Origin of the sequence: Pseudomonas lini, assembly GCF_030812475.1 — a bacterium.
Classification (GTDB): Bacteria; Pseudomonadota; Gammaproteobacteria; order Pseudomonadales; family Pseudomonadaceae; genus Aquipseudomonas; species Aquipseudomonas lini_A.
This window is the reverse complement of record NZ_JAUSSR010000007.1, coordinates 349,771-376,549: the sequence shown is the minus strand read 5'-3', so window position 1 is coordinate 376,549 and position 26,779 is coordinate 349,771. Positions and strand designations below refer to the sequence as shown.

Here is a 26,779-nt window from a genome sequence, read left to right as displayed (position 1 = left end):
TTGCACCGCGTTATCGTTCTTCGCCTGTAGGAGCCAGGCTTGCCGGCGAACCGGGCACCGCGGTTTATCAATTGCACCGCGTTATCGTTCTTCGCCTGTAGGAGCCAGGCTTGCCGGCGAACCGGGCACCGCGGTTTATCAATTGCACCGCGTTATCGTTCTTCGCGGGCAAGCCTCGCTCCTACAGGCGAACCAGGCGCTGCAGTGTATCTGTTGCACCGTTCGCGGGCATAAACGTTCTGACGCCGCCATACCCCATATTGACGATGCACCCGCGTAGTGCCCTCCGTACAACTACAGCGTATTGATTTCTTCGGAGGTAAAACGCTGTGAAACAAGCTCCCCCTTATGTCCCGGGCCATCAATTACTGGCTGGAAAATCCGTGCTGATTACCGCTGCCGCAGGTGCCGGTATCGGTTACTCGGCCGCCCGGCGCAGCGCCGAGGAGGGCTGCCGGGCACTGATGATTTCCGACGTGCACCCGCGCCGCCTCGAAGAAGCCGTGGAGCGCCTCAAGGCCGAAACCGGCCTGCAGGCCATTTTCGGCCAGCTGTGCAATGTCACGGTCGAAGCCGAGGTCCAGGCGTTGGTGGCGAGCGCGGAAGAGCTGCTGGGCGGTGTCGATGTGTTGATCAACAACGCCGGCCTCGGTGGCCAGAAACTCGTGGTCGAGATGAGCGACGAAGAATGGCTGCGTGTGCTGGATGTGACCTTGACCGGCACGTTCCGCATGACCCGCGCGATGCTGCCACACATGCAGCGCCGTGGCGCCGGCGCCATCGTCAACAATGCCTCGGTCCTGGGGTGGCGCGCACAGAGGGAACAGGCCCATTACGCCGCGGCCAAGGCCGGGGTGATGGCCCTGACCCGTTGCAGTGCGCTGGAAGCTGCCGAGTTTGGCGTGCGCATCAACGCGGTTTCACCGTCGATTGCCCTGCATGATTTTCTCAAGAAGGCCTCCAGTGAAGAGCTGCTCGCCAGCCTCGCCGGGCGCGAGGCATTCGGCCGTGCCGCCGAAGTCTGGGAAGTCGCCAACGTGATGATGTTCCTGGCCAGCGACTACGCCTCCTACATGGTTGGCGAAGTATTGTCCGTCAGTTCCCAACAAGCCTGAGGAGTGGGCCATGAGTCATGTATTCAGCAGTGCCCAGGCGTTGCTCGAGGCCGAGGGCCTGGACCTGGGTTGCACCGAGTGGCTGACCATCAGCCAGCAGCGCATCGATCTGTTTGCCGAAGCCACGGGTGATCACCAGTGGATTCATGTCGACCCGGTGCGCGCCGCCAGCGGGCCGTTTGGCGTCTGTATCGCCCACGGCTACCTGACCCAGTCGCTCGTCAATCTGTTCCTGCCGCAATTGCTCACCCTCGACAACATGGCGATGGGGGTCAATTACGGCAGCGACCGTGTGCGCTTCCCGGCGCCGGTCAAGGTGGGATCGCGAGTGCGCGGCAGCGCCAGCATCGTGCGCGCCGAGCAGCTGGCAGAGGCCGTGCAACTGGTGGTGCGCGTGACCGTGGAAGTCGAGGGCCAGGCGCGGCCCGGCTGTGTGATCGACACCATCAGCCGTTACACCTTCAACCCTATTACCGAGTGAGCCTGTCATGGACCTGAATGAAGTTGTCATCGTTGCCACTGCGCGGACCGCGCTCGCCAAGTCGTTCCGCGGCTCGTTCAACGATACGGAAGCCCCGGTATTGGGCGGACATGTGGTGCGTGCGGTGGTCGAGCGCGCCGGCATCGAACCGGGCGAAGTAGAAGATGTGATCATGGGCGCAGCGGTGCAGCAGGGCACCCAGGCCTACAACATCGGCCGCCTCTGCGCTTATACCGGCGGCTTGCCGGACACCGTGCCGGGCATGGCCCTGGACCGCATGTGCGCCTCTGGCCTGATGAGCATTGGCGTCGCCGCCAAGGGCATCATGACCGGCGAAATGACTATCGCCATTGGCGGCGGCGTTGAGTCGCTGTCACTGACCCAGACCAAGCACAAAAACAGTTATCGCGCCCAGTCCGAAGCCGTGCTGGAAATCATGCCCAGCGCCTATATCCCGATGCTGGAAACCGCCGAATTGGTCTCGCGCCGTTATGGCATCAGCCGCGCGGCCCAGGACGAGTATTCCCTGCAGAGCCAACTGCGCACCGCCGCCGCCCAACGTGACGGCTTGTTCGACGATGAAATCGTCGGCTTGAGCGTCGATAAGTTGTGCTTCGATGCAGCTGGCCAGCCCAGTGGCCATCAGCGTGTATTGGTCGAGCGTGACGAATGCAATCGACCGAACACGCGCCTGGAAGACCTGTCTTCGCTGAAACCGGTATGGAAGGAAGGTAAATGGATCGAGCAGGGTGAATTCATTACCGCCGGCAACGCTTCGCAGTTCTCCGATGGCGCCTCGGCCAGCCTGCTGATGAGCCGCGTCGAAGCCAAGCGTCGGGGGCTGACTCCGTTGGGCATCTACCGAGGCATTGCCGTGGGCGGCTGCGCGCCGGAGGAAATGGGCATTGGCCCGGTGGTGGCCGTGCCGAAATTGCTCAAGCGCTTTGGCCTGAGCGTGTCGGATATTGGCCTGTGGGAAATCAACGAAGCCTTTGCCTGCCAGGTCCTGCATTGCCGCGATGCGTTGCAAATCCCGTCGGAACGTCTGAACGTCAACGGCGGCGCGATTGCCATCGGCCACCCGTTCGGCATGTCCGGCGCACGCATGGTCGGTCACGCACTGCTGGAGGGTCGCCGTCGCGGCGCCCGTTATGTGGTGATCGCCATGTGCATTGGCGGCGGCATGGGTGCGGCCGGTTTGTTCGAACTGCCGTAGGGCTGACCGGGGGCGTTGAGCGTCTTTAACACCCATTACGATCAATTGATGCGGGCCATGCAGTCCGGGCCCGCTGCTGGGGAGTGGTTATGCAAAGTCGCGTGCCGAATGCGCAGGTCCTCGCGCAAATGGGGCTGGAGTTGGCCGAGTACGAAGGCCTCATCGGCAACATGTACGACTCGGCCATGGATATTCGCTGCATGGGTGATTCGTTGCGCCAGCTCCGGAAGCTGTTCAAGGCCAATTTCGTGACCTTGATTCTGCGTGTGCAAGATGAGCCGCTGCTGTCGCCGATGATGGTCGCCGGGGACATCGAACTGGGGGAGGGCGGCATCAACCATTACGCCTACTACGCCAAGTCCACGCTGTTCGACGGCCTGCCCACCGACACGGTGTTCACCATCGATGAATTGATGACTGATGATGAATGGATCAGTTCTTCTTTTTACCTGTTGTTTTGCCAGCCCCATGACTGCCACCAGATGCTCGGCGCCGACATCCGCATGCCGGACGGAAGCACGGTGCGTTTGCGGATCAACCGGCCCCGGGGCCAGGCCCGTTTTTCCCAGGTCGAGCGGGCCATGTGCGCCATGCTCTTGCCGCATTTGCGCCGCGCCCTGCACATGCATTCGCTACTGGATCGCAGTGAGTCGCTGGGCAGTTTGTACTCGCAAACGATCAGCCGCATGGCGGTGGCGACTATCGTGCTCGATGAAAACGGCACCGTGGTGCAACTGAATCCGGTGGCCCGGGAGATTATCGCCAGCCAGGACGGCCTTAAAGTCGTGGGCGGGCGGTTGGAGGCGACTTACCCGAGTGACAATCGTGAACTGTCGCGGCTGGTGCGCAACGCCTTTCAACGGTTGAAGCAGGGCCACGCCGGATTACAGATAGCCGAGGCCACGTCGATTTCCCGCCCCTCAGGGAAAGTCAGCCTGGGGGTGGTGGTGGAGTTGATTCCGACGCAGGAGCTGGTCGAGGGCAAGGGCAAACCGACCGTGGTGGTCTATGTCCGCGATGCTGTCAGCAAGTCGCTGGTGAGCAATGTGGTGACGTCGCAGCTGTACAACCTGACACCCGCAGAAACCTTGCTGGCGCTGGAACTGGCTAACGGCCTGTCGCTGGAGGAGGCGTCTGAGGCGCTGAACATCCGCCGCAATACCGCCCGTGCGCACCTGCGTTCGATCTTTTCCAAGACGGGCGTTCGGCGCCAGACCGAGCTTGTGCGGATCATGCTCAACAGTGTCGTGGCATTGGCCGGGCCGCAGCTGCCAGGATCAGCGAAGGATGCGCTTTAGTCTGTCGCTCACAGGCGCCGTGGGAAAACGCGTTAGTCCGTGCGGACGATGCTGCCGATTCCTTGGGCTGCCGATACTGGGTGACCGCTATCGGTAACCAAGGAGAATAAAAATGACCGGCAGTAACCTGGCCTCCAGTTGTCTTGTCTCGCGGGCTGCCAACGCCACTCCCACCTGGGTGCTGGGGTTGTTATTGGGGTGCAGTGCAATCGGTACGGCCAACGCCGCACCGGAAGATGTGGAGCGCCTGGGCAAGGATTTGACTTGCATCGGTGCCGACAAGAGCGCCAATGCCGATGGCACCATTCCGGCATTCAGCGGCAAGTGGCTGGGTGTGCCACCGCACGTGGATTTCAAAGGGACCGGCAACCATCCGGTTGATCCTTACCCGCAAGAAAAACCGCTGTTCGTGATTACCGCGACCAACCTGGCGCAATACAGTGAATACCTGTCCGACGGGCAGAAAGCCTTGTTCAAGCTGTACCCGGCTACGTACAAGATGCCGATCTACCCCTCGCACCGGGATTTCCGTTTCGACGACGCGGTTTGCCAAGCCACCCGCGAGAACGCCAGCATCGCGCGCCTGGTGGATGACGGTGAAGGGGTGGTGGGCAAAACCGGCGGCACAGCCTTTCCGGTTCCACGCAGCGGTCTGGAACTGTTGAAGAACGCCTCGGCCTTTACCTTGCGCGCCTGGACCGAGGAGTACACTTCCGACAACGCCTACGTGCTCAAGGACGGCAACATCAACTGGGGCCGCGTGCATTCGCGCAACCTGGCGCCGTCGCTGGAGCCGGGCAAGAAAGGCGAGACTGTTGGTAACTCGGCCTTCTACCTCAATGAAACCCTGCTGCCACAACGGGACAAGGGCGAGATCAATACCGGCACCGAGTTCTGGAACGACAAGACCGAGCCTCGCCAGGCCTGGCGTTACGATCCAGGCACTCGCCGTGTGCGGCAGTCGCCGGGTTATGGCTTCGACATGTCGTTCCCCGGCAGCGGCGGTTCGATCACCGTGGACGAGGTGCGCCTGTTCAACGGCTCGGGCCAGCGCTATGACTGGAAGATCGTCGGCAAGCGCGAGATGTTCATTCCCTACAACACCTATCGCCTGCATGCGGCCAACCTCAAGTACGCCAACCTGCTGACCCCTGGCCATATCAACCCGGATGCCATGCGCTACGAGCGCCATAGGGTCTGGGAGCTGGAAGGCACCCTCAAGCCGGGTTACCGCCACTTGTACGGCAAACGCAAGTTGTACATCGACGAAGACACCTGGTTCCCGATGCTCGCCGATAACTACGACAACCGTGGCGAGCTGTGGCGGACCTCGATGCTGAACTTTTTCTATGCCTATGAAAGCCAGCGGCCGCAAGCGGGCGTGGGGCTGTACTACGACCTCAATGCCGGCAGTTACCTGGCGTTCAACCTGATCAACGAACAGCGCGACGGCTACCAGTTGAACAAGCCGGGCTTCAGTCCGCGGGATTTCGGTCCGGAAGCTGCCCGTCGGTTTGGCCAATAGCCAACGCAGATTCGCGATGGCAGAGGCTGACAGGTGAATCCCTTTGAGAGCGGATCTCGTTTGATCTAGTCCAAGTGAGGGATGAATCCCTTGTCGGGACGCTCAATGATATCCGCCATGGGTTCACCCTGTTTTTTTTGGGTATCGCTCCCCAAAGTTTCCAATCGAGGAACAATAACAATGACGAAACTCGCTGAAATCAGCATCGAAAACGCCCAGCGTACTCACCGTTACGCCCGTGGCTGGCATTGTCTGGGCGTGGCGCAGGATTACCGCGATGGCCAGTTGCACACATTGAATATCTTTGGCACCCGCCTGGTGGCGTTTGCCGACAGCAAGGGTGCTATCAGCATCCTCGATGCCTATTGCCCGCACATGGGGGCCGACTTGTCCAAGGGCACCATCGAAAACGACACGGTGGTGTGCCCGTTCCACCACTGGAAATATGACACCAGGGGTAAATGCGTCGAGATTCCCTACTGCAAGCGCATTCCACCGAAGGCCAAGACCCGCAGCTGGTTGACCTGTGAGGAAAACAATCTGCTGTTCGTCTGGAACAACCCTGAAGGACGTCCGCCGAAAGAGGGCGTGATCATCCCGCACCTGACCGAGATGGACGACCCGGAGTGGATTCACGACTGGAACATCGACAGCATGCTGATCGAAACCAACCCACGGGAGTTGGTCGATAACCTGGTGGACGCCATGCATTTCGGCCCCGTGCATGGCACGCCGACCAAGTATTTCGCCAATGTCTTCGAAGGGCACATCGGCCACCAGATCTTTCACGGTGATTCCGAGCGCCTGGGTGGCGATCTGATTGCACCGTCGGCCTATTACGGCCCGGCGACCCACTTCACTCACATCAGCTCGATGTTCGGCGATGTGCGCATACATGCCATTTTGCTCAACAGCCATGTACCTGTGACGGCCAACAGCTTCGACCTGCGTTTCGGCTGCATGGTCAAGCGTGTGCCCGGCTGGAGCGAAGAGCAGAACATTGAAGTGGCCAAAGCGTACGTCATGGGTAATCGCACCTCGTTCTACCAGGACGTGGATATCTGGAAGCATAAAATCCGTATCGATAACCCGGTGCTGGCGGAAAACGACGGCCCGGTCTACCAGTTGCGCGAGTGGTATCAACAGTTCTTTACCGACGAAGACAAAGTGCCCGCGAGCATGGCTGAGCGCCGTGAATTCATCACGGTGGACGAGCGTTGAAGGGTAACGCCCTCTGAGTTATTGCAATGACATAGGTTCGACTTAACGGTCACGAGAGTACTGACAATGAAAACAAAAAGTCTTCTTGCCTATCACGTTTGCTTGTTGCTTTTGTTCCTCCTGGTGGGGACCGTGCTGGTCTCCCCGCCAGCGCAATCGCCCAGTTTTAAAGCCTGCAAGCAATACGCAGGCTGTGTCGCCATCAGCCAGAGTGTTCCGAACTGGCTGAATTTCCGCTAAGGTTGGAGCGTCACACCACAAGGCTGAAGCGGCCTTGTGGTGTGCATGTGTGCGGTCGTGGGACGTGGGTAGGTGCGCGATGGTCTTTGGTGGGCGCGCATTGCGCGCCTTCTGTTTTTTGGCCTATCGGCAGTATCGTTACTCGATTATCGCCGGATGCGCCTGCACTGGACCACCCAGGCAGTCGCGATAGGAGGGAGGTTGCTGGCCTTCCAGATCGACAATGCCGTACGTCAGCGCCACTTCTGCGCCGATCAGCACCTGTCCGGATTGAGTCATCCGGTTCGGGTCGCAATACAGCGCGTGTATGACCTTGCCGGTGAACTCCGGGCTTTCCATGACGAACGAAAATTCCTCGTAGCGCTCCGGGTGGTCTGCCAATGCGCGTATCGTGCGTTCCGTGCGTAACGGTCCCATCCAGATGGACACCACCGAGACGTCGTAAGGACGAAGGTCCACGGCCATGTCTTTGGCGAACTTGTCGACACCGGCCTTCTGCGCGCCATAGGCAGCGCCGTGCATGTAGCAGTTCGAGCCAAATGACGATGTGAACGCGATCAGCCCGCCACGACGCTTCGCCATTAGCGCAGCCGCGTACCAGCTCGCCACATAGGCGGAGCGTAAGCCGACGTCGAGGATGTTGACGAGGTCGAGCGGCTTCTCCCAGAACGGCCCGGGCTCAATCAGTTGGTCGTGTAGAAAAGTCGCATTATTGACCAGGATGTCGAGCCGCCCGCTTTCGCGTTCGACCTGTTCGAAGAGGCGTCGAACCTGCTCGTCATCGGCGTGATCACACGCGACGGCGATACCTTTGCCGCCCAACGCGTCGATCTCACGCGCGGTTGCGTGGATCGTGCCTGGCAGCGACGCGTCGCCCTCATTCTGCGAGCGGCCGGTCACGTAAACCGTCGCGCCCGCCGCACCGAGCGCGAGCGCAATGCCTTTGCCGGCACCGCGCGACGCGCCCGTCACGACGGCGACCCATTTGCTTTGATCGTTACTCATTTGCGGATCCTCCTTTCCTGTTGAGTGATGGACCTCGGCTCAAGACTTGACGTCAAGTGCCGCCGCCATAGTCTGCGCGCCACTCGCCTGAACGCCGGCGAAGCGTACGCCGGGCACGGTTTCCTCGTAGCTCGCCACCAGCGTGGACGTCACAACGCAGCGCGTGGCGGAGATTTTCCAATGGCCGTCGATCTTGCGGTACTCGTCTTCGTAGTGCGCGCCTAGCTGCGTGATAACGCGCGAGCGTGTGTCGATCATCTGGTAATGCAGGCCCCAGGTGCCCCGGGCCTGCGTTTCATCGAGCACGTCGATCTGCGGGTTGACGCCGTGGTGCATCTCGACAATGTGCGGATGGCAGCCGAGCTGCTCGAAAAGCGCAGCGAGCTGATCGCGGTTTTCAAACACACCGATCTCGCCGTAGTCGATGCGTACCAGGCCTGACGCGAAGCAATCGCGCATGCCCTGCGGGTCCTTCAGGTCGCAACACGCCAGATAACGCGCTTTCAGCCGGCGAATCGCCTCGACGTCTTCCAGTTTGCGCAGACGTGTTTCCAGTTGATCAATGGGAGCCATGCAATCTCCTTGAGTCCGGATGCGTTCCGGTCCGTGAGTCTGCACAGCATGGTACAAGCGCGAACTCGCCGATGAATAATCCAAACAGACGATGTTGTTTCTGAGTCAGTTAATGGGTTTGGAAGTGATCCGCCACTCGGAACCCAGTGGGCCAATCATTTCCAGCAACCGCTTGTAACCGGTCTGGAGGATGCGCCACTCGCCCTGAACCTTGACGTAGTGATCCTCGTAGATGGCGCTACCGTTGAGCTGGGTTTGCTCATCGAGGTTGATGAACAGGTCGTTGAGGTACCAGAGGCCAGTGGCCTCATCGCCGTTGACCGCAATTTCCGGGGTGTGGCCGTTGTGCATGCCGAAACGACGGTTGGTGAAGTTGCTGCGGTAGAACTCGATGGCCTGCTCCACGCCGTTGAGTTCGAACTGGTAGGTCGGGCTGTCGAAGCTGATCTTCACATCGGGTGCGAAGAGGGTGCGCAGCAGTTCGAGATTGCAGGTGTCGATACCACGAAAATAGCGGGCCTTGAGCTGTTTGATTTGCTCGATGGCAACGAGGTCCAGCATGTCGGTAATCTCCAGGGGCAGGGCGATGGCCGCACGGGCCACTTTTGAATAGCTGAGTGAGGCGACATTGCTGTCGCCTTGCAGTATTTAGCAGGGCAGAAAGTGACCGCCGTTGACATCCAGTTGCGCGCCGGTAATGACCTTGGCGTAATCGCTGGCCAGGTACAGGGCGGCCATGGCGCAGTCGTTGTCTTCGGGGATTTTGCGCAACGCAATCTGCTGGGCGACCTGGTCGACCAGCGACTCCATCGGGACGCCCAGGCGCTTGGCTTCGCTCTCGAAGTAACCGATCACCGGCGCGCCCCACATCCAGCCCATGAAGGCGGAGTTGACGCGGATGCCGAACGGGCCGAGATCCTGGGCCAGATACTGCACGGCAGTTTTCAATGCGCCCTTGGAGACGGCATAGCCGGATTCCAGTTGGTTGGGGGTGCGGGTGGCCATGGTGTTGATCATGACGATGCTGCCCGATTTCTGTTTCTTCATCTGCGGCAGCACGGCCTGGGTCATGTGCATGGTGCCAAACAGGTTGACGTCCATCGCCTTGCGCCAGTCGTCCATTGACGACTCGGAGGAAGTGCCCCAGGCGCCATGGGCGTAGGCAGAGTTGATCAATACATCGATCTGGCCGAAGTGCTCGATCGTCAGGTCGGCGAGCGTCTGGCACTGATCGGCCTGGGCGATGTCGGTGGGGACTTTCAATACCGGTGTGCTGTAGCCGGCGTCGCGGATGGCCTGTTCAGCCTGGTCCAGTTTGGCGGGGGTACGGGTGGCCAACACCACTGCCTTCGCCTGATACTCCGCGGCTCGCACGGCCAGCTTGATGCCCAGGCCAGGGCCGATACCGGAAATGATGACGACTTTATCTTTCAGCAACATGGCAATTACCTTCTTATTGTTTTGGTCAGGATTGGTTGGTCAGGTGCGGCTGGCGTGCAGTGCTTCGGCACGTCGTTTCAGATCCAGGGCCATCTGGTCGAAGCCGATTTTTACCCAGGCACCGTGTTCATGCATGATCGTGTCCTGGTTCAGGCCCAGGAAAATATCAGTGGTGAAATAGCTGCAGCGGTTGGCGTCGATGGTCTTGATGTATTGATCGCGGCGGGCGGCGTCCATGTTTTCCGGGACGGGGCGCTGCTCCCAGGACAACAGTTGCTCGGGGTCGCAGGCCACGAGGTATTCGAAGACCGGAACGGTTTCGCCGGTATCGGGGGTAAGGACCTGCATATGCACCTCGTCGCCGATCTGCAGGCCGCACTGAATGCGCGGACAGAAGGTGTTCCACTGGTGGTAATTGTCCAGATCAATGAGCACTTCCCAGACCACCCGGGCGGGGGCGTTAATTTCCACCGTGTGGGAGGTCACTATGTTTTCGGCTCTGGCCATGACTGTCTCCTGTTGTGCATTCAGTTGATGGGTCTGGAGGTGATCTGCAGCTGTTCGCTCAAGGGTTGGATAGTCTCGAGCAAGGTTTCGTAGCCCGTCTCGGCGATCATCCAGCGCTCGCCGCGCTTGATGTAGCGATCCTGGTAGATCGCGCTGCCATGCATGTGGGTGTTGTCCTCGAGGTTGATGAACACGTAGCTCAGGTACCAGAGGGCCGAAGCCTGGTCGCCATCGACTTCGATTTCCGGGGTGTGACCGTTGTGGGTGGCCAGGCGGGTCTTGGTGAACGAGGTCCGGTAGAAGTCCAGCGCATCGCCCAGGCCATTGACATGAAACTCGTAGGCCGGGCTCTTGAACGACAGGGCGACGTCTTCGGTGAGCATGCCCTGCAGCATCTCGATGTTGCAGGTGTCGATGGCACGAAAGTAGCGCGCCTTGAGCTGCTTGATCAGCTCGATTGCTTCTAGGTCCAACATGGGAAGCCTCCTTGTGGGCTACTCAGGCACTGAGCTGGTACTCGCTGGTGAGGATGCAGTCGAGCTTCTGGAAGTCGATGAACTTGCTGGTCGATTCGTACATGGCCTGCTGGCGCTGCGCGCATTTGTCCGGGTCGCCGAGGGCCGCGAAGAATCCTTGCGGATTGCCGATGGCCTCAGGCGGGAAGTTTTCTTCGACGATCCCGTGCAGCACCGGCGCACCGAAGGTGAGTGCCCGTACCACGGTGTTCTGCCGGTAGCCAAAGATCGACTGCAGAGGGTAGGCATTCGGCCCGTGGCCGTTGCGCCAGGTGTCGTACCAATGCTCGTAGCTCATCCGATCGGGCTTGTGCAGCAGCGCCACCTGATTCATCCCGGGTGTGCGCTCGCCAACCGGTACCCGGTAGTGGGCTGCGCGCGCCTTGCGCTCCTCGGGGTAGGGTTCGGACTCCAGCACCAGATAAGCCTCCAGGCGGCTGGTCAACGGTGTCACGAGCGCCTTGATCGAAAACCATTGCGAGGCACTGTCCAGCCACACCGAGAGCAATCCGTCCAGGGGGACGGCGCTATTGGTAATGCGCTGTGCAGACGCGGCGGCCACGCCCTCATCAACCACCATGACGCGGGTGGTGCGCGCGCCGGCGCCAACCAGATTGTCGCCCAGGTCGAGCAACGCCTGGCGCCATTGCTCGACGCTTTGCTGTGGCGGTTTCCACAGGGTCAACATGAGTTTTTCCATGAATCCTCCAGCCTGGGTTTAGTGGTTGACGCTCAAATGACGGGCGCGATATTCCTTGTAGTCCTCAGTCATCTGCGCCTCGTTCAAACCGAAGCGCTCCAGGCTGTAGTCGTGGCTGGCACGTTTTTCCCGGCTGTTTTGCGACAGCCAACCCTGTGCGTCGGCGCGGGCCTTGTCGGTAAACGGCAGATTGGCGAAGGCGTAGACCCTTTCCAGCACGTCCATCGGCTGGGTCACGGTGTCGGCGAAGTGGATGTCGAGAAAGCGCTCGGCAGCGTGCTGGTCGCGGACCTGCATGGTGTGACGGATGCCACGCGCCATGCGGTGGTTCCACTGTTCGCCGGCGGCTTTCGGATCCGGGTTGTCGCTGTACATCTGCCACAGCGTGTGGGCCATGCTGGCCATTGACGGGATGGTCTGGGCCGGCTCGCGGTGGGTCAAAATCACCTGCGCCTTCGGGAAAACATCCAGCAGTAGATGCAGGGTGTGCAGGTGTTGGGGGGCCTTGAGCAGCCAGCGCTGGCCTGCAGGTTCACCCCGTTGGTCTTTCTGCCATTGCAGGAACTGCAGCATTTTTTTCAGCTGGGTATAGACCGGCCGCTGATCTTGCTGATCCAGCCAGCGGGTATAGCTGGGCACGTTGACGTAGGCGTCCATGGCGCACATGAACGAGTGTTCCATGAGCATGAACTCTTCGTCGCAGAGCATGGCATCGAGCGGGTGGATGGCGAGGATCTGCGGGATGACCTGGGCCATCAGCTCGACCTCGGCCTTGGCCTGGGCGATGCGTTTGGCCGGCACGGCCAGGGTTTCGTCTGCCAGCGGTGCCGGGAAGCGGGTCTCCCACCAGGCAGCCGAGTAGAAGCGCGGGTCAACCGCCAGCGTGCGTTGCAGCATGGTGGTGCCGGTGCGTGGCAGGCCTACGATGACCAGCGGGTCGTCGATCTGTATCTGGGTGATTTGCGGATAGCGGACAAGGTAGTCCTCGATCACCAGGCGATTGACCAGTTGTCCCACCAGTCTTTCCTGCAGCAAGTACTGGCCGGTCTGCGACAACCCGGCTTCGGCGGCCAAGGCAACCAGCAGTGCCTCCAGAGACTCGCGATAGTTGTCATCGCCAAAATTGCTCAGGCCGTGGGTGCGTGCGATGGCGCTGGCCAATAGGCGTTCGGCGGTCAGCTCTTCAATCAGGGTATGCGCGTTCATAGAGCCTCCGCGATGGCAGACACTTTTACTACTTGGGTGGTGGGGTGGCATTGCTCCTGGGCACCGACCCAGCGCAGGCACATCGTGCCTTGGCGTACGCCGGCGGTTTGCAGCCAGTTACTCAGCCCGGGATCCAGCTCGCTGAGGACCAGGGTCACGCCGCCGTTGTCGTCGTATCGGGCCTGGTGTTTGTTGAAGCAGATCTGGTGGTAGCGGTAGTCCAGCGACTCCATCCAGTAGTTGTTGATCTGCAAGTTCCAGAAGTCGCAGTCCGGTACTTTGTCGATGTGGATGACCAAGGCTTCGTCTTCAGCCAGCGCCCAGTGTGAGTGGTAGTAGAAAATGTTCGGGTCGCCGCCCACTGACTGGCACAGGGCCTGGTTGGCCGGTGGCAGTTGATTGCTGTGAGGCAGGTAGCTTTGGGTCCAGTCGGCGAACAGCCTGGAGGTGTTCTCCACGAAACTGGAGACCCGCGCCAGGCCTTGCTGGAAGGTCGCCGGATCAAGGGCTTGTGGCTTGGAATCGGTACCCATGCGCTCAATGCTCAGCTTGGCCGGCGCTTCAATCCGACGGTCGAGAAACGTCTGGCGCACGATCAGGGCGTTGGTGGCGTCTTCCATTTTCAGCCAGTTGCCCGGTTTCGGCTCGCGACTGAGGATGATTTCGAAGTTGCCCTGGGCATCGACCTGTAGCTGGCTGGCATCGATAAAGCCGGTCTGGATCAGGGTGCCGTCGGTTTCGTAACCGCCTTTCTGGGTGCCGAAACTCAGGTAGGCGACACTGCCGCGCTGGCCTTTGATGCGGTAATCCAGCGTGCCGTCCAGGCGCGAGTACTCGTAGAGGTTGTCCGGGTTGTCGGCACCGATCTTCGCGGTCTCGTGGGAAGTCTTGAAGAAGCTGGGAAAGGCCGGGTCGGCAAACTCGATGTGCATCTCCAGGCCGATGCGCAGCAGGCGCGTGAGGTAGCGGAAGCCTTCGGCGCGGGTGGCTGCATCGGCCGGCGCCTCGGGACGCAGAATCTGCTCGCCGCAGCGCTTGAGGTGATCGCAAAACGTGGACCAGGTCTGGCCACTCAACAGCTGTTGTTCGTCAATAGAGCTGATTGTCATTGTTAGACTCTCTTGATTGGGCGAACCCGGACCGTGAGCGCCCCCGTAGAGGCGCTCGTGCCCGGGCGATGGGGCTAGAACGCCTGACTGATGATGCCGCGCTCGGTCAGCACCGCGATGATGCGATCCACGGCGCCCTCCGGTGTCAGCTTGCTGGTCTCGATATGGATGTCCGGCTTGTTCGGCACCTCGTAAGGAGAGTCGATGCCTGTGAAGTTCTTCAACTCGCCACGGCGGACTTTCTTGTACAGGCCCTTGGGATCACGCGCCTCGGCCACGGCCAGCGGCGTGTCGACGAAGATCTCGATGAACTCGCCTTCCTGCAGCAGTTCGCGCGCCATCTCGCGCTCGGAACGGAACGGCGAGATGAAGGCCGTCAATACAATCATCCCGGCATCCACGAACAACTTGGACACCTCGGCCACCCTGCGGATGTTTTCCACCCGGTCGGCATCAGTGAAGCCCAGGTCGCGGTTCAGGCCGTGGCGCACGTTGTCGCCGTCGAGCAAGTAGGTGTGCCGGCCACGGGCGTACAGTCGGGTTTCCAGCAGGTTGGCGATCGCCGACTTGCCGGCGCCCGACAAACCGGTGAACCACAGCAGCACGGGCTGCTGGCCCATCTGTTCGGCGCGCGCTTTCTTGTTCACATCCACGTGCTGCATATGAATGTTCTGCGAACGGCGCAGGGAAAACTCGATCAAGCCCGCGCCCACGGTGGCGTTCGTCAGACGGTCGATGAGGATGAAGCTGCCGGTTTCACGGTTGTCCTTGTAAGGATCGAAGGCGATCGGCTGGCTGGTAAAGAGGTTGCACACGCCGATCTCGTTCAACGCCAGCTCTTTGGCCGCCAAGTGCTCCATGGTGTTGACGTTGACCTTGTACTTGGGCATCGACAAGGTTACCGGCAGGGTTTTGCCGCCGACTTTCATCAGGTAGGGGCGACCGGCGAGCATGGCCTGCTCGTGCATCCAGATCAGGCTGACCTGGAACTGGTCGGCCACGCTGGTCGGGTCTTCTGCGGTGGACAGCACATCGCCGCGACTGCAATCGACTTCTTCGGTCAGGGTCAGGGTGATGGACTGTCCGGCCACGGCTTGTTGCAAGTCACCGTCGAGGGTGACGATGCGCGAGATACGGCTCTCTTGTCCGCCCGGCAACACGCGTACACGGTCACCAGGACGAATCACACCGCTGGCGATGGTGCCGGTGAAACCACGAAAATCCAGGTTGGGGCGGTTGACCCACTGCACCGGCATACGGAACGACAGTTTCTGTTGGTGCGCCTCGTCGATCTCGACGGTTTCCAGGTAACCCATCAGCGTGGTACCGCGGTACCAAGGCATGTGTTCGCTTTGCTCGGTGATGTTCTCACCCCGTAGCGCGGACATCGGGATGGCGGTGAAATCCTGTAGGCCGATCTGCTTGGCGAAGGCGCGGTAGTCATCGACGATGGCGTTATACACTTTCTCCGAGTAGTCCATCAGGTCCATCTTGTTGACCGCCAGTACCACCTTGCGAATGCCGAGCAGCGAGGCCAGATAGCTGTGACGCCTGGATTGAGTCAGGACGCCGCGTCGGGCATCGATCATCACCACGGCCACGTCGGCCGTGGAGGCACCGGTCACCATGTTGCGGGTGTACTGCTCATGCCCCGGGGTGTCGGCAACGATGAACTTGCGCCGGTCGGTGGAGAAAAAACGGTAGGCCACGTCGATGGTGATGCCTTGTTCGCGCTCGGCGGCCAGGCCATCCACCAACAGGGCGAAGTCCAGTTCGCCACCCTGGGTGCCGACTTTTTTCGAGTCTGCCTCCAGCGCTTCCATCTGGTCTTCGAAGAGCATTTTCGAATCGTAGAGCAGGCGCCCGATCAAGGTGCTCTTGCCATCGTCCACACTGCCGCAGGTCAGGAAGCGCAGCAGGCTCTTATGCTCGTGGGCCTTGAGGTATTGCTCGATATCCTCGGCAATCAGGTCAGATACGTGTGCCATTAGAAATACCCCTCTTGTTTTTTCTTCTCCATCGATGCGGCCGAGTCGTGGTCGATCATTCGCCCCTGACGCTCGGATGTGCGGGTCAGCAGCATTTCCTGAATGATCTTGGGCAGCGTATCGGCATCGGACTCGACGGCACCGGTGAGCGGGTAGCAACCGAGGGTGCGGAAGCGCACGTTGCGAATCATCGGCACTTCACCCGGGTTGAGCGGCATGCGTTCGTCATCGACCATGATCAGCATCCCGTCGCGCTCGACCACCGGGCGGGGCGCGGCGAAATACAACGGAACGATCGGGATGTTTTCCAGGTGGATGTACTGCCAGATGTCCAGCTCGGTCCAGTTGGAGAGGGGGAACACACGGATCGACTCACCCTTGTGTTTGCGCATGTTGTACAGGTGCCAGAGCTCCGGGCGCTGGTTCTTCGGGTCCCAGCGGTGCTGGTCGGAGCGGAAGGAGAAAATCCGTTCCTTGGCCCGTGATTTTTCCTCGTCGCGGCGTGCGCCGCCAAAGGCTGCGTCGAAGCCGTAGTGATCCAGCGCCTGCTTCAGACCTTCGGTCTTCATGATGTCGGTGTGGATTTGCGAGCCGTGCTTGAACGGGCTGATCCCCATTTCAATGCCTTCGGGGTTGGTGTGGGTCAGCAGGTCCACGTTCAGTTTGGCCACCATCTGATCGCGGAAGCGATACATCTCCTGGAACTTCCAGGTGGTGTCGACATGCAGCAGAGGGAAGGGCGGCTTGGCCGGGTAGAAGGCCTTCATGGCCAGGTGCAGCATGACCGCGCTGTCCTTGCCGATGGAGTAGAGCATGACCGGGTTGTCGGATTCGGCGACAACCTCGCGCATGGCCTGGATGCTTTCAGCTTCCAGTCGTTGCAGGTGGGTAAGCGTCATAGATTTTCCTTTCGCTTTTTGTTGTTGTCGCTTATCAACGTACAACTGCCGCGGTTCGGACTTATGCGCGACTTGATGTTTTAACATCAGGCGCAACATCTGCAGCATGGGGTTGTGGGGCAGGGTGGACGCGACACCTGTCACCTTGTCGAGCGCATCGTCATGGCTGGTGCGCGCAGCTTGCTGGCTGATGTGGGTCGCCAGCTCGCAGGCACCGCTGAGCATTTCGCTGGCTTGCGGCAGGTGAAACAGAAGCAGCCGGTCGGCGCGCTCGCCGGCCCAGGTGATGAAGGTGGCCGCGCGTTGCCAGTGCATGCCCGAGAGCAGGGCGAACACCTTGCGTTCGGCGCAGCGATGCAGGCGGTCGAAGAACTCGACCAGATGGGGCGCGCGGAGCCCGTCTTCGTAAGGCAGCCAGAGAACCTTGCCGCGATTGCTGATTGCGCGCAGTACGCCATAACTGAGTTTGCCCTGGTCGTTGGGTGCACCGTAGTCGTCGATCCAGAGGATCTCGCCGTTCTGCGCGCGAGCCTGGTGAAGGATGTGCCCGTAGGTGCTGCGGTACCAGCGCTGCACGGCCGGCGAAGCCTTGGCGACACGTTTGGCCGGGCGCTCGGCATTGAGCTGCCAGCGTTGCAAGTAATGGGCGGCGGTGCGTTCCGGCAAGTCGATCCCATGCAGGCGCCGGACCAGTGCCTGCATGGCCTCCAGCTGCCAGAGCAGGAACGGTAGCTGGTGCTGTTCGGGCAGTGTGCTGACCAGCAGCTGGTAGATGTTCTGTTCCTGCTGAGCCGAGAGGCTGCGGCCTTCGCCTTGCTTGCGTCCGCGGTCGCGCACGGGCACGGCATTCCAGCCGCCGGCTTGCCAGGCCTTGTAGGCGGCGATGATGGTCGGCGAAGAGAGTCCTGTGTCCTGGCTGATGGATTTGAGCGTGCTGCCGGCGATGCGCAACTGCACGGCGCGCAGGCGGAGCCGGTTGATCTGAGGAACGGATAACTGATTGCCGTGGGGCACAGGAACTCCTGTTAAACATCCATTTGCTGATTGGCGGTGTTGCGGATGTCTGTACTGTTCCCCGATCCGGAAAACGGCGCATAGGCCGTATGGACCATACGAAGAACAAAAACAGGAGAAACCCCATGAACGAGTCAATGGCTGTTCTGCTCGAAGATGTCATCGGTATTGCCCGCGCAGCGGGCGAGTTGGTGATGGAGGTGTACCGCTCGGATTTCGAGGTGCGCGGGAAAGTCGATACCTCCCCGGTGACCGAAGCCGACGAGGGCGCCGAGACCCTGATTCTGCAGGCCCTGGCGGCGCGCACACCGCAGATTCCGGTGATTTCCGAAGAGGCCGCCGCCGCTCGCCAGGTGCCCGAGGTAGGCCAGCGTTTCTGGTTGGTGGACCCGCTGGATGGCACCAAGGAGTTCATCAATCGCAACGGCGAGTTCACCGTCAATATCGCCCTGATCGATAACGGCGAACCGGTGCTGGGGGTGGTTCTGGCGCCCGCGCTGGAGCGTCTGTTCGCCGGTGCCCGGGATTGCGGAGCCTTTATCGAACAGGACGGACAGCGCCAGGCCATCCACTGTCGGGCGGTGACGGAGGAGGGAATGGACGTGGTTGCCAGCCGCTCCCATGGTGATGCCGGGGCGCTGGATGCATTCCTCGACGGGCGCAAGGTGCGCTCCCTGAAAAGTGCCGGCTCATCGCTGAAGATTTGCCTGGTGGCTGCCGGCGAGGCGGACCTTTATCCGCGCCTGGGACGCACCATGGAGTGGGATATCGCCGCGGGGCATGCGGTGCTGGTCGCCGCCGGCGGACAGGTCTGCACCCTGGCCGGCGATGCGTTGCGTTATGGCAAGCCCGGGCTGGACAATCCGCATTTCTACGCGCGTGGACTGCAGTACTGATTGAGTTGAGGCGTCACCGTGCCCTGGCTGAAGTTGCGCAGGCCACGGTACCGAACAGCTTGCTCGATTCGCCCCTAGCCAGCGTTGATGTTGCCGCAGAAAAGAGGGCGGCTGCCGTCTGCCGGGCTGGTGCGAACGAGCAAGACATAGTCACCCTTGGTCAGTTCGCTCAGCGCCACCGGTGCCTGGGCCCAATGCTTGGTTCGCGGGGCGAGCGATGGATAGTCGACGCTGTTGGCCTGACGGGTCCTGTACGCAGGTTGTGCGCTCAACTGCTGGCACGAGCCTGCGTAGATAGCGGTGTCGAGCCGGCTGGATACGGCCATGTCGTGGGGGACACCACCGACGGTGAGCCAGATGCTGGTTTGGTTGCCCACCGGGCTGAGGGTGGCTCGAGCGATATGCTCTGCGTTTTGCGGGGTAGCATTGAGGGGGACATCGACAATCTCGGTTCTGCTCGCGCAACTTGAAATTGCCCCTGCCGCCACTACCAACGCCAGCCAAGATGTTCTGTTCATCACAGATCTCCTGAGTTGAGGTACGTTGATTTCATCCCCCCTGTGAAGTCTAGTTGCCCGCCGCGGGCGCGGGATCGAGCTGATGGGTGGTTGCACCCGGTCATCTCAAATCCGGCAGAAGCCAGAAAGCCGAGCAAGTTTGTACGAGGTGTTGGGTGGCGGTTGGAATTAACGTCTGATGTCAGCCATTCGCTACACAGCGCTGTTGTACAAATCCGTCACCAGCATGCAGCCGGGGGCGTGGGTGATGCACAGTGGCGGGCGTGAGGCCTGCACCACCGATTGAGGTGTCACGCCGCACGCCCAGAACACCGGTATTTCGTCCGCTTCAACGGGGACGGCGTCGCCATAGTCCGGAGTGTCGAGCGCGTGGATGCCGATCAGCGACGGATCACCGATGTGCACGGGAGCGCCGTGGACGTTGGGCATGCGCGCGGTGATTTGAATGGCCTGAATGGCGGCTGCGGCTTTCATCGGTCGCATGCTCACCACCAGCTTGCCACCGAGGCGAGCGGTGGGGCGCGTGTCAATGTTGGTCTGGTACATGGCAACATTGCGCCCCAGATCGATGTGCTTGAGGGGGATGCCGGCATCCAGCAGCGGTTGTTCGAAGGAGAACGAGCAGCCGATGGCGAAGGCCACCAGGTCATCCTGCCAAAGGTGCTCGATATCCAGCGGTTCATCGCTCAGTTCGCCATGGCGATAAACCCTGTAGCGAGGCTCATCGTGGCGAATATCAATGGCTGTCCCGAGATTGCGAAAGTACGGATCACCCGGTTCGGTAATGTCGAGCAACGGGCAGGCTTGACGGTTGAGGGTGCAATACCTGAGGAACTCGTTGGCCCAATCACTGGGCAGTATCACGATATTGGCTTGCGCCCGGCCTTGGCCCAGGCCGCTGGTGTGACCCTGATAGTGCCCGGCGGCGATGCTTTGACGCAGGGCGAGAGGGGTACTGCGCTGCAGTTGTTCGAAGGACGGGGCGGGTCGATTCATCATGGCATCTCGGCAGGTTCGTGGATCCTTTTTAGAAAACCGCGGTGATGCCGTCCAACAAGGAATGTTGTTGCCCCCCGACAACTAAAAGTTATTCAAGGGGTGGTCGGCTGTCCAGGCCCGGTGCCGGCACCATAAGTAACGGCCCGACATCCGCGGCGTATTGGCAGACCACCTGACGGCTCATCTCGACGATGTTCTCGATTAGTTCCAGGCCGATTCCGGCGCGCCACGACGCCACGACCTCCAGTTGCGGCAAGCGGCTGCCGGGTTCCAGCTGGATCAGTTCGCCGCTGGCCAGGGGTTTGGCCACCAGTGCCGCCGGCAAGGCGCCGATACCGAAACCGTCACGAATCAGCCGGGTCATGGCCGACACCGAGTTGACGCAACTGACGCGTGGTGCGCCGATGCCATGGGCGTGCAACAGGTTGAGCACATCCTGATGCGGTCGTGAGTGTTTGACGAAGGTAATGATGCGTTCACCGGCCATTTCGGTGAGCGAGGCATAAGGCCGGGCATAGATCGAGTTGCTGGCGGCGATCCAGTGCATGGGGTAGTGCGCCAGTTCGAGGTTGCGCACGCTTTCGTGGCGGATCAGGTCAGTCTGGAAAACGATGTCCAGATAGCCCTTTTTCAATTGCTCGCAGAGATTGCGCGCGGCGTCGGCGGTGATCTCGATTTCCACGGCCGGGAAGGTTTGCATCAGGGTCGACATCAACGGGCTGAGCCAGGTGTGAATCACCGTATCCATCACGCCGATGCGCACCAGGCCCTTCTGCGGGCTGGTGTTGTCCAGCGAGTGTTTCAGCGCACGCTGAACCTCGAGCATCTGCTCGGCATAGTCGAGCACCTTGAGCCCTTCGGGCGTCAGCGACACCCCGCGTGAATCACGCACGAACAGGCGCAGGCCCAGCTCGTCTTCCAGCGCGGCGATCCGGCTGGAGATCGATGCCTGAGTGCTGAACATTTTCTCGGCGGTCAGGCTGAAGCTTTGCAGGCGGGCGCCCCAGACGAAGGTTTCGAGGAATTTGAGGTTCATGGCGGTTCCCTTGGCGCTTGTGGCTCTTGTAATGAAGGGGCGGGATGCAATTGTTACTCCAGAGTCCGCCTTCGCGGGCATCAAATTTTCTTATGCATAACCTCGTCTTTTTCCCGTTTGACGCCGTTCCGCCCCGAAACGAAGAATCCGCTCCACGACGCAGGTCGCTGCGTCCGCCCCCCAACGACAACGCCTTCACAAAAAACACAATGAGGCGTGTCCGTCATCTTCGCTTGCTGCTGCAGGAACCTTTCCATGGAAAAAATCATGACTGTCCACGTGCCTTTAAATGCGGGTCGCACCCACCCATTCAATGGGTACGCCGCGGCTGGCACATTGCACGGCTTCAGTCTGCTCTGTGCGCCGGTCGCTCAGGCGGATTTCGTGGCGGACAGTAAAGGCAGCCTGGAAGCGCGCAATTTCTACTTCAACCGTGACTTTCGCCAGGACGGTTCGCGCGACAAGGCCGAGGAATGGGCGCAGGGTTTTCTGTTGCGGATGGAGTCGGGTTACACCGCGGGCACCTTGGGTTTTGGCCTGGATGTGTTGGGCATGGCCGGTTTCAAACTGGACTCCGGTGGCGGTACGGCGGGCACCAATCTGTTGCCGCCGGATGCGTCCGGCGGCTCACAGGACAGCTATGGCGAGTTAGGCCTGACAGCGAAAATGCGCGTGTCCAACAGCACCCTGAAGTTCGGGACGTTGCAGATCAAGGACCCCGTGGTGAATTCCACCGATACCCGCCTGTTGCCGGGTAAGTTAAAGGGTGGCTTGGTGAATGTGCAGGAAATCGATCGGTTGAAACTCACGGCCGGTCAACTCACGCAGATCAATTTTGTCGACTCCACCGACTATCAAGACATGACCGCCAACCGCATTGGCGGGCAAAGCGACAGGTTTCAGTTTGCCGGGGCTGACTATCAGTTCCTGCCGAACCTGACTGCGCAGTACCGCTACGGCCAGCTTGAAAACATCTACCAGCAAAATTACCTCGGGTTTGTGCACTCGCTGGACCTGGGCGTCGGCCAGTCGCTCAAGAGCGACGTGCGCTATGCGCGCAGTACCGAAGACGGCAACTTTCGCGATCTCGATAACCAGGCCTTCGGTGCGATGTTCACCTATAGCCTGGGCGGCCATGCGCTGGGCGTTGGCTATCAGCGCATGAGCGGCGACGATCCGTTTCCGTATATCGGGCGCAGCGATCCGTACCTGGTCAACTTCGTGCAGATCGGTGACTTCGCCAACATCGACGAACATTCCTGGCAAACGCGCTACGACTACAACTTTGCCGCACTCGGTGTGCCTGGGTTGACCTTCATGACCCGCTACATCTCTGGCGACAATGTGCAACGCACTGCGCCGGGTGAAGGCAAGGAATGGGAGCGCAACACCGATATCGCTTACGTGGTGCAGGACGGTACGTTGAAAGGGCTCGGTTTTAAATGGCGCAACGCGTCAGTGCGTTCGAACTTTGGTAATGATCTGGATGAGAACCGGGTGATCGTCAGCTATGTCGTGGCGCTTTGGTAGATGATTTTTCGCTTCTGCCTTGGAAATGGGCGAGAAGAAGCGGAAACGATCAGGGTATTGGCGTCAGAGCGCGCCAAACCCCAGATACGACAAAGCCCTGAAAAATCAGGGCTTTGTCGTATAAAGATGGCGGAGGCGATGGGATTCGAACTCATGGACCTGTTACAGTCGACGGTTTTCAAGTCCGAGATACAAATCCCCATAATTCAAAGCCTGTAGCTTGTTTCCGTTCTAATACGATCATTTTTTGGATCCTCTGGAAGCCGCGTTCCATAAGGGGCGGCCTCAGCGTTTTGTAACGCGTTTTTCTGCTATTTTGATGGCGCTGACGCGACAGTAAACACGCTCAGTTATGCTGCCCACGGTAGGTCCAAGAGTAAACTCGCTTCTGCCCTTAACAGGTCGCTCATGAAGGGTCGCCTTCGATCCATAGTTGCAGATGACAGTGGCAGAAATCGGCGAAAAGCGATCATTTTAGGAAAGGCAGGAAACGACCGAGGCTGTGTGAAAACGTTTTAGAGAAGGTTTGACAGTCAGGACGGGGCCGAAAATCGCGTTCCTACGCAAATTTCCGGTCTGCTGATTAACCAAACGCTGGCAGATTTTACGTAGCAACGCAGACTTCAAAACGGCGCATGCGTTTTCACACAGCCTGGACCCAAAGCTGACCGTGATGACAGGCAGAAATCGGCTAGAAGTAGAACACTGACGAGGGCCGCTTACGGAATCGTTGCCGAATTACTCATAAAGTCTTACGTCAGGCAGCTTAACGTTACGCCTCGCTCCGGTTTTTTTTCATCAATCTTCTTCTTGTCTTCGCGAAGGTTTAGAAATGTCGTAGGCTATCCTTCCTCAAAAACCTTTGCATGACGTGAATGGTTTAGGCACCAAAGGAGTGGGTAATGAATGGTTCAAAATTAGGACTCACAGTTTTTTTTGCGGGAGCAATCTAAGTTGGAGCTTGCCCGAAGTAAGCTTTCTTGGCGCCTTATTAAAATAGAGTTTAACGCCTGCATATTCTTTGATAAAGAGATACCCAATGAGTGATATCCATAGTTTTGGTATCGAGCAGCTCCGCAGCTTTGGTAGTAAAAAACAACTAATTCCAGTACGAAAGATCAATGTGTACGTTGGAAAGAATAGTTGCGGGAAAAGTACTTTTTTAAGGACTTTCCCATTGCTTCGACAATCTGTTGAGTCAGACACTCGCGCCCCAATCCTTTGGTATGGCGCGTATGTGGACTTCGGGGACTTTAATACTGCCTTGCATGATGGAGGCTCTGAAGTCACTTTCGACTTTGAGACAACTTTAAGCGTTAATAATGAATCCCAAGTAGATACATGGGATTGGGAAACTATTACGAGGTTTCAAGGCTTGTTTGATGCTGATAACACAACGGAGCATCGTGCAAATATAAAAATAAGTTTAAAGCGTAAGGATAGGGAAAGCTTAATCACAACTGTTGATTTCGAGTTGTACGGCTCAAAGGCGGTATTAACTTATTTGGGGGATCAGGTGTTATCTTTCGAGGTTGAGTGTGTAACTTCTAAAAATAAGGATGCATACTTTCTGTCGTTTATTCAGAATAAAGGGGCTATTATTCCGCGCTCAGTAAAGGGGGTTAAGGAAATAACTGTAAAGAGCCTAGGAAAAAGAATAGTTGTTATTGATGTTATGCAGGCTGAGCCACTTAACAAGATGGTGAAATTTCTCACGCAATATCATCACAAAGCCAAGCATGAAAAAAAAATAAGGGATCAGCTTAGAGCTATTCCGTTTTCCCATGGAAGCGAGCTGCTAGATCATTTGAAAAAAGCTTTTCAGTCTGATAAATACTTTCTCAAAAAGCTAGATGAAAACGCTGCTGTAATTCAGGAAGTCTGCTTTAATTACGTTCTCGCTCAAAATATACAGTCATTCTGGGCGGCGGCGGATGATCTTTTCAAAGAATTTTTTGGCGGTGTCAGATATTTAGGTCCGCTACGAGCGTCTGCTGAAAGATTTTATAGGTACCAAGACTTACAGATTGCAGAAATAGACCACACTGGTGCCAATCTACCTATGGTAATTAATTCGCTCGATGCAAAAAAGAAAAGAGAGCTAAGTGATTGGATGTCCATGAATTTCGGCTTTAAGTTAGAGCTTGTAACTACTGGGCTTCATTATGCTCTGCAGATAAAAGAAGAGCATGATGATAAATTCCATAACGTGAGTGATATGGGGTTTGGGTACTCACAAATACTTCCGGTTATTGTTTCGATTTGGCTCGAGCTTGTTGAAAAAGGAAAAGGGATTAAAAGAAAAAAAACACGGACCATAGTCATTGAGCAACCAGAGTTGCATCTCCATCCGGCGCTTCAATACAAGTTTGGTCTGGCCATAGCAAAAGTAGCCTCTCTAGCCGAGTCACAAAATTTTAACTTCGTAATCGAAACTCATAGCAAGCATTTAATTGACGCGCTAGGGAAAAGCGTTCGGGATAAAGTGCTGGATGAAAATGATATTAATATTACACTTTTTGAAAAAGAGAAAAATGGAGAAACTGACGTTTCGTTCTCTGGATTTGATGATGAAGGCTATCTAATCGATTGGCCTGCGGGCTTTCTATCGGCTTAAGAAAATGATAATAATCATAAACTCGGCAATCAACATTCAAATAGATACTGATTCGAAAGTACGAGCATTGGACAATATATTGTCCGCTCACGGTGAGGGTAAGCACGCTGTATGGATGCCTATCGAAACAGTAGAGTTGTTGAAAACAGTTAATCAATTGAGTAGTTACTCAAAAAGAGTATTGTCAAGCCTCGAAAGTACAGTCATTGAAACGCGTCGCATTGAAAAAAAGTTTACCTTCCATGTGAGCGTTGATTTCGAAAATGGCAATCGACTTGAGTCCGCACTCGACAAACTAGTAGTTGGCTATAATCGCTTCAAAGACAGCGGCGCGTTACAATCATCGATTTTTGTAACTGAGAATTTGCTTGATGCTAACGCCTTAATTTGTGGGGCTGCTTTACATCTTTTAGATAATAAGATTTTTGCAGCGTTTGATGTGTCTCTTGACTCTAGGCCGGGCGGTGGTAGCACCACCTATGATCTATTTAAAGATTTGGCTGCTCAAAATAAATTTCTGCTTTGTATTGTTGATAGTGATCTCAAACATCCTAATGGCCGTCGTGGGTCTACAGCGAAGCGTTTCAAATACGAAGTATTAGGTTTGCAGCCGACTTACCAATTAGAAATTTTGGACTGCCATGAGATCGAAAATATCCTTCCCGTAAACATCGTTAAAGATACTGTGCCTCACGCTCATGCACCTTGTTTGATGTACTCGTCGGGTCGATATCAGCGTTACCGACCGTATCCTGATCACAAACTAGGATTAAATGTGTCCACTGCTCGCAAATTGGATAAAGAATACAATAGTAATTATTGGTCTGCATTTGACGTGTATGACGATGATACGTGGATCTGTGCGCCACTAGGAGAGTCTCTACTGCTGAACTGTGTACAAAAAATGAAGGAAATGTCTGCGCATAAGCTTTTGGAAGCGTTGGACAAGGAAATCGATCAAGAATGGATTAGGGTATGTAAGTTAGTAGCGTCTTGGGGGGTGGGAATGAGAAGAATAATCCCATGAAGATTATTGAATATGATCACAATATCTTTCTTTTTGGCAATGCTATAAATATAAATCGCTGGCTTCTGAGTTCAAGGTGCGCGCGCTGCATACGAGACACATAC

General features: G+C 57.9%; 24 protein-coding genes and 1 pseudogene. 10 read left to right on the top strand and 15 right to left on the bottom strand.

Features of this window, described 5'->3' with window-relative positions; all coding sequences use genetic code 11:
* Nucleotides 1-329 precede the first annotated feature (329 nt).
* The 6 genes from J2W17_RS16205 to J2W17_RS16180 all read left to right on the top strand — a co-directional run bounded on the left by J2W17_RS16205 (nt 330) and on the right by J2W17_RS16180 (nt 6,856).
* Nucleotides 330-1,115 carry an SDR family oxidoreductase gene (locus J2W17_RS16205; RefSeq protein ID WP_307335827.1) on the top strand — a complete coding sequence of 262 codons (786 nt, stop codon included), beginning with the start codon at nt 330-332 and terminating at the stop codon, nt 1,113-1,115.
* A 10-nt stretch (nt 1,116-1,125) separates the two neighbouring features.
* On the top strand, nt 1,126-1,596 hold the full coding sequence (locus J2W17_RS16200) for a MaoC family dehydratase (RefSeq protein ID WP_064677334.1): 471 nt from the start codon (nt 1,126-1,128) through the stop codon (nt 1,594-1,596).
* 7 nt (nt 1,597-1,603) lie between these two features.
* Nucleotides 1,604-2,812 carry an acetyl-CoA C-acyltransferase gene (locus J2W17_RS16195; protein ID WP_307335824.1) on the top strand — a complete coding sequence of 403 codons (1,209 nt, stop codon included), beginning with the start codon at nt 1,604-1,606 and terminating at the stop codon, nt 2,810-2,812.
* 89 nt (nt 2,813-2,901) lie between these two features.
* Nucleotides 2,902-4,110, top strand: coding sequence for a LuxR C-terminal-related transcriptional regulator (locus J2W17_RS16190; RefSeq protein ID WP_307335821.1), 1,209 nt, complete (start codon nt 2,902-2,904; stop codon nt 4,108-4,110).
* Between the two features lie 112 nt (nt 4,111-4,222).
* Entirely contained in the window at nt 4,223-5,635 is a 1,413-nt protein-coding gene (locus tag J2W17_RS16185) for a DUF1329 domain-containing protein (RefSeq protein WP_307335817.1), read from the top strand.
* A gap of 180 nt (nt 5,636-5,815) precedes the next feature.
* Nucleotides 5,816-6,856: a Rieske 2Fe-2S domain-containing protein gene (locus J2W17_RS16180; protein WP_307335813.1), complete on the top strand. Its 1,041-nt coding sequence runs from the start codon at nt 5,816-5,818 to the stop codon at nt 6,854-6,856.
* A 378-nt stretch (nt 6,857-7,234) separates the two neighbouring features.
* On the opposite strand, the gene J2W17_RS16175 is transcribed toward J2W17_RS16180, so the two are convergent.
* The 12 genes and pseudogenes from J2W17_RS16175 to J2W17_RS16120 form a co-directional block, all read right to left on the bottom strand.
* Complete coding sequence (locus J2W17_RS16175; protein WP_307335809.1) at nt 7,235-8,101, bottom strand: SDR family NAD(P)-dependent oxidoreductase; 867 nt, start codon at nt 8,099-8,101, stop codon at nt 7,235-7,237.
* 39 nt (nt 8,102-8,140) lie between these two features.
* The gene (locus J2W17_RS16170) at nt 8,141-8,674 is read right to left on the bottom strand and encodes a nuclear transport factor 2 family protein (RefSeq protein WP_307335806.1); all 534 of its coding nucleotides are present in this window, start codon (nt 8,672-8,674) and stop codon (nt 8,141-8,143) included.
* Between the two features lie 105 nt (nt 8,675-8,779).
* Nucleotides 8,780-9,235: a nuclear transport factor 2 family protein gene (locus J2W17_RS16165; RefSeq protein WP_307335801.1), complete on the bottom strand. Its 456-nt coding sequence runs from the start codon at nt 9,233-9,235 to the stop codon at nt 8,780-8,782.
* Nucleotides 9,236-9,322: 87 nt separating this feature from the next.
* Nucleotides 9,323-10,114 carry an SDR family oxidoreductase gene (locus tag J2W17_RS16160; protein ID WP_307335797.1) on the bottom strand — a complete coding sequence of 264 codons (792 nt, stop codon included), beginning with the start codon at nt 10,112-10,114 and terminating at the stop codon, nt 9,323-9,325.
* A gap of 39 nt (nt 10,115-10,153) precedes the next feature.
* Nucleotides 10,154-10,621, bottom strand: coding sequence for an SRPBCC domain-containing protein (locus J2W17_RS16155; protein ID WP_307335794.1), 468 nt, complete (start codon nt 10,619-10,621; stop codon nt 10,154-10,156).
* A gap of 20 nt (nt 10,622-10,641) precedes the next feature.
* The gene (locus J2W17_RS16150; RefSeq protein ID WP_307335791.1) at nt 10,642-11,097 is read right to left on the bottom strand and encodes a nuclear transport factor 2 family protein; all 456 of its coding nucleotides are present in this window, start codon (nt 11,095-11,097) and stop codon (nt 10,642-10,644) included.
* A 22-nt stretch (nt 11,098-11,119) separates the two neighbouring features.
* A complete protein-coding gene (locus tag J2W17_RS16145; RefSeq protein WP_307335787.1) occupies nt 11,120-11,836 on the bottom strand; it encodes an EthD domain-containing protein in 717 nt (238 codons plus the stop codon).
* 18 nt (nt 11,837-11,854) lie between these two features.
* Nucleotides 11,855-13,042 carry a sulfotransferase family protein gene (locus tag J2W17_RS16140; protein WP_307335785.1) on the bottom strand — a complete coding sequence of 396 codons (1,188 nt, stop codon included), beginning with the start codon at nt 13,040-13,042 and terminating at the stop codon, nt 11,855-11,857.
* On the bottom strand, nt 13,039-14,151 hold the full coding sequence (locus J2W17_RS16135; RefSeq protein ID WP_307335782.1) for a DUF1214 domain-containing protein: 1,113 nt from the start codon (nt 14,149-14,151) through the stop codon (nt 13,039-13,041). Before J2W17_RS16135 ends, J2W17_RS16140 begins: the two co-directional genes overlap by 4 nt.
* 74 nt (nt 14,152-14,225) lie before the next feature.
* Nucleotides 14,226-16,139 (bottom strand): sulfate adenylyltransferase subunit CysN, encoded by a 1,914-nt coding sequence (cysN, locus tag J2W17_RS16130; RefSeq protein WP_307335779.1) that lies wholly within the window; start codon nt 16,137-16,139, stop codon nt 14,226-14,228.
* Nucleotides 16,139-17,263 carry a sulfate adenylyltransferase subunit CysD gene (gene cysD, locus J2W17_RS16125; RefSeq protein ID WP_373459984.1) on the bottom strand — a complete coding sequence of 375 codons (1,125 nt, stop codon included), beginning with the start codon at nt 17,261-17,263 and terminating at the stop codon, nt 16,139-16,141. The genes cysN and cysD overlap by 1 nt, the downstream gene beginning before the upstream one ends.
* A 357-nt stretch (nt 17,264-17,620) precedes the next feature.
* Nucleotides 17,621-17,875, bottom strand: a pseudogene (locus tag J2W17_RS16120) (winged helix-turn-helix domain-containing protein); the annotation flags it as partial.
* 302 nt (nt 17,876-18,177) lie between these two features.
* Between J2W17_RS16120 and cysQ the strand changes: the two are divergent.
* The gene (gene cysQ / locus J2W17_RS16115) at nt 18,178-18,948 is read left to right on the top strand and encodes a 3'(2'),5'-bisphosphate nucleotidase CysQ (protein ID WP_307335776.1); all 771 of its coding nucleotides are present in this window, start codon (nt 18,178-18,180) and stop codon (nt 18,946-18,948) included.
* 74 nt (nt 18,949-19,022) lie between these two features.
* On the opposite strand, the gene J2W17_RS16110 is transcribed toward cysQ, so the two are convergent.
* From J2W17_RS16110 to J2W17_RS16100, 3 genes are all read right to left on the bottom strand, one after another.
* Nucleotides 19,023-19,466, bottom strand: a complete 444-nt coding sequence (locus J2W17_RS16110) for a hypothetical protein (RefSeq protein ID WP_150796392.1) — start codon at nt 19,464-19,466, stop codon at nt 19,023-19,025.
* Nucleotides 19,467-19,658: 192 nt separating this feature from the next.
* Complete coding sequence (locus J2W17_RS16105; RefSeq protein WP_307335770.1) at nt 19,659-20,462, bottom strand: putative hydro-lyase; 804 nt, start codon at nt 20,460-20,462, stop codon at nt 19,659-19,661.
* Nucleotides 20,463-20,553: 91 nt separating this feature from the next.
* Entirely contained in the window at nt 20,554-21,501 is a 948-nt protein-coding gene (locus J2W17_RS16100; protein ID WP_307335767.1) for a LysR family transcriptional regulator, read from the bottom strand.
* A 267-nt stretch (nt 21,502-21,768) separates the two neighbouring features.
* Here J2W17_RS16100 and J2W17_RS16095 point away from each other — a divergent pair, with 267 nt between their 5' ends.
* The 3 genes from J2W17_RS16095 to J2W17_RS16085 all read left to right on the top strand — a co-directional run bounded on the left by J2W17_RS16095 (nt 21,769) and on the right by J2W17_RS16085 (nt 26,675).
* A complete protein-coding gene (locus J2W17_RS16095) occupies nt 21,769-23,031 on the top strand; it encodes an OprD family porin (RefSeq protein ID WP_373459983.1) in 1,263 nt (420 codons plus the stop codon).
* A 1,039-nt stretch (nt 23,032-24,070) separates the two neighbouring features.
* On the top strand, nt 24,071-25,648 hold the full coding sequence (locus J2W17_RS16090) for an AAA family ATPase (protein ID WP_307335760.1): 1,578 nt from the start codon (nt 24,071-24,073) through the stop codon (nt 25,646-25,648).
* A 115-nt stretch (nt 25,649-25,763) separates the two neighbouring features.
* Nucleotides 25,764-26,675, top strand: a complete 912-nt coding sequence (locus tag J2W17_RS16085; protein ID WP_307335757.1) for a hypothetical protein — start codon at nt 25,764-25,766, stop codon at nt 26,673-26,675.
* The last annotated feature ends 104 nt before the right edge of the window (nt 26,676-26,779 follow it).